This window comes from uncultured Kiloniella sp. (genome assembly GCF_937128705.1).
In the GTDB taxonomy this organism is placed as follows: Bacteria; Pseudomonadota; Alphaproteobacteria; order Kiloniellales; family Kiloniellaceae; genus Kiloniella.
This window is the reverse complement of sequence record NZ_CAKZMP010000205.1, coordinates 1-2408: the sequence shown is the minus strand read 5'-3', so window position 1 is coordinate 2408 and position 2408 is coordinate 1. Positions and strand designations below refer to the sequence as shown.

Genomic DNA, 2408 nt, shown 5'->3' with positions numbered 1-2408 from the left:
CCCCCACGCGGATACCAATAACCGCCGATACGCAACCACTTTGGTTCCAAAAGCTCTTCAATACGTTTGCCAATGGAAACAGTACAGTCTTCATGGAAAGCACCGTGATTCCGGAAGGATCCCAGGAAAAGCTTGAGCGATTTACTTTCCACCAACCAATCACCGGGTACATAATCGATCATTAGGTGAGCAAAGTCCGGCTGACCTGTAATAGGACAAAGGGACGTAAACTCTGGCGCGGTAAAACGCACAACATAACCAGATCCCTTTTGCGGATTGGCGACACGCTCCATCACGGCTTCTTCCGGGTTATCCGGTAACTTACTGTCCCCACCCAGCTGAGTGAGATTTGAATAGATGCTTTCTTCTGTCATTTCTTTTCAAGCTCCAATGTTCAAGAGCAGCCACTTTTTTGTATGGATGGCCAAATTCATATTATTAACAAGATCGTGTTCGTGGAATCTTGCGAGATTAAACGCCGCGTTCATTACCCCATATCAAAACATGCAGTTGCGGCAGAACAGTCGCGTCGTACCACTCGTCCTCAACCACCTTGTCTATGAGCCACCGCATCCGATCCATAACACCCAACATATCGATTGTAGGTTCTGTTTCTTTCACGGTTCCCGGCGTATGGTTCCCAGGTTGTAGATACATTCTTAACCTCGGGAACCGTCGGTTCACTTCTTTGGCATAGGCATAGTCGCGATCACCAAAAACCACCACTTTCATAATGGTTTCTGTATCAGATCCAGCAGCAGCCACACAGCTCGCTAACAGATCCCAATCGGTTTCCATTTCAGACGACGGCGGCTTCGGACTTAGCGTCAAATTATCCAGCTTTGAAAACCAGTCTTTGACCACGCTGCCCTGTGTTTCCAAAGCGAAGCGATAGCCTTGTTCATGCCCCAAATCAATCAGAGCACCGAGCGGCTGGATAGCCGGATTGCCACCAGACAAAGAGACAAGCAAAGGCTTGCCACCAGATAGCGACGCAATTTCCGACATGATTGCAGACGGTGACATTGGCTTCCACTGATCGCGAAAACTTGAATCCACGGCATAGAGCGTATCACACCAACTACAACGATAATCACAGCCACCCATCCGTACAAACACGGTGGGCAGGCCTGTTAAAGCACCTTCACCCTGTATGGTTGGGCCAAAAATTTCACTGACGCGAATTGTCCGTGCATTAGGGGGCCCATCGGAAAACACTTTCATGCTCGATGTGTTGTCGTTTGATGTTTCGGTAATCATGGTCTGTACTCAGCCCAGGTCTTGGGCGTCTCACTCACCCGAAGAGCTGTGACTTCTAACCAGCGTTCAAGTGACCAATCAAACAAGTGCTTGGCCAGACGCTCGGCTGTAACATTATCATCACCAAGGACTTCATTGAGATGCCGATGATCCAAGACATCATCAATATATTGTTTTAAGTCGCTCAATTCGAGATAATCACGAACAAACCCCGCCGAATTCAACGTCTCGCCTGAGAGTTCAATTTCAACGATATAGTTATGACCGTGCAACCGTGAACAGGGGTGCCCTTCGGGAACCCCCATCAGCTGATGGGATGCTGAAAAGGTAAATTGTTTTGATATGCGGTACATCCATCAAGCTCCCTTGGCTTTTTCAACTGCTTCAAGCCAATAGTCAGGGTCTTGATAAATTGTCGGATCATTCACCTTGGCAACATGAAAGGCTTCGCGACGTTCCACACAGGTGCCGCAACGACCACAATGATGTTCATAGCCCTTATAACATGACCATGTATCCTCAAAAGGAACCTTCAGACGGTTGCCTTCTGCGGCAATGTCACTTTTGGGAAGATGAACAAAAGGAGTGTAAAGTTTTACAGCCGCGTAGCCATCCAGCGCATGGCGCTGCATTTCTTCGAAAGAATCAATGAAAGCAGGGCGACAGTCGGGATAGATAAAATGATCTCCCCCATGCACCGCAGCGGCAACAGCGTCTGCATTCTCAGCAGCAGCAGCACCAAAGGCAATTGCCAACATAATAGCATTGCGGTTCGGCACAACCGTAACCTTCATGCTTTCTTCTTCATAATGCCCGTCAGGCACATCAACATCGTCCGTAAGGGCAGAGCCAGACAGCAAGGCCCCAACATTGGCGATATCAATAACGTTGTGCGGAACACCAAGACGTTCTGCACAGCGGCGGGCATAATCGAGTTCTTTCTTGTGACGTTGACCGTAGTCGAAAGATATCAGGCGCGTTAACTCAGCCTCCGCAGCAACCTTGTGCGCAAGCGTAACCGAGTCCAAGCCACCTGAACAGATGACGAGTGTTTTCATTCGTTCCAATCCTTGTTTTTCTACCGGGTAGGCTGCGACCGGGGAGCCTGACATTGCGCGGATGGCTCCAGTTTCGATTTAAATCGCGCA

4 protein-coding genes are annotated in these 2408 nt (G+C 49.0%); all 4 read right to left on the bottom strand.

Annotation, left to right across the window (positions count from 1 at the left end; all coding sequences use genetic code 11):
- On the bottom strand, positions 1-374 hold a 374-nt coding region (queF, locus tag Q0241_RS11035), incomplete at its 3' end, for a preQ(1) synthase (RefSeq protein ID WP_299377310.1).
- Between the two features lie 97 nt (positions 375-471).
- Complete coding sequence (gene queE, locus Q0241_RS11030) at positions 472-1260, bottom strand: 7-carboxy-7-deazaguanine synthase QueE (RefSeq protein ID WP_299377308.1); 789 nt, start codon at positions 1258-1260, stop codon at positions 472-474.
- A complete protein-coding gene (queD, locus tag Q0241_RS11025) occupies positions 1257-1613 on the bottom strand; it encodes a 6-carboxytetrahydropterin synthase QueD (RefSeq protein ID WP_299377306.1) in 357 nt (118 codons plus the stop codon). Before queD ends, queE begins: the two co-directional genes overlap by 4 nt.
- 3 nt (positions 1614-1616) lie before the next feature.
- Positions 1617-2372, bottom strand: a complete 756-nt coding sequence (gene queC, locus Q0241_RS11020; protein WP_299377304.1) for a 7-cyano-7-deazaguanine synthase QueC — start codon at positions 2370-2372, stop codon at positions 1617-1619.
- Positions 2373-2408: the final 36 nt, after the last annotated feature.